The sequence below is a fragment of the Streptomyces viridochromogenes genome, assembly GCF_001270495.1.
Classification (GTDB): domain Bacteria; phylum Actinomycetota; class Actinomycetes; order Streptomycetales; family Streptomycetaceae; genus Streptomyces; species Streptomyces viridochromogenes_A.
This window is the reverse complement of the sequence record NZ_LGUR01000177.1, coordinates 1-218: the sequence shown is the minus strand read 5'-3', so window position 1 is coordinate 218 and position 218 is coordinate 1. Positions and strand designations below refer to the sequence as shown.

1 protein-coding gene is annotated in these 218 nt (G+C 69.7%); it reads left to right on the top strand.

All coding sequences use genetic code 11. The annotated features are described in order from the left end of the window. A partial coding sequence (locus ADK36_RS18000) for a zinc-binding dehydrogenase (RefSeq protein WP_048587702.1) occupies nt 1-218 on the top strand: 218 nt, incomplete at both ends.

Sequence of the window (218 nt, the reverse complement as noted above, 5' to 3'; positions counted from 1 at the left end):
GGTATCGCCGCGACGCAGATCGCCCGGCACCTCGGCGCCGAGGTCTACGCCACCGCCAGCCCCGGCAAATGGGACCTCCTGCGCGCCGCCGGCATCCCCGACGACCACATCGCCAACTCCCGCACCCTCGACTTCGAAGAACACTTCAAACGCACCACCGACGGCCGCGGCGTCGACGTCGTCCTCAACTCCCTCGCCGGCGACTACGTCGACGCATC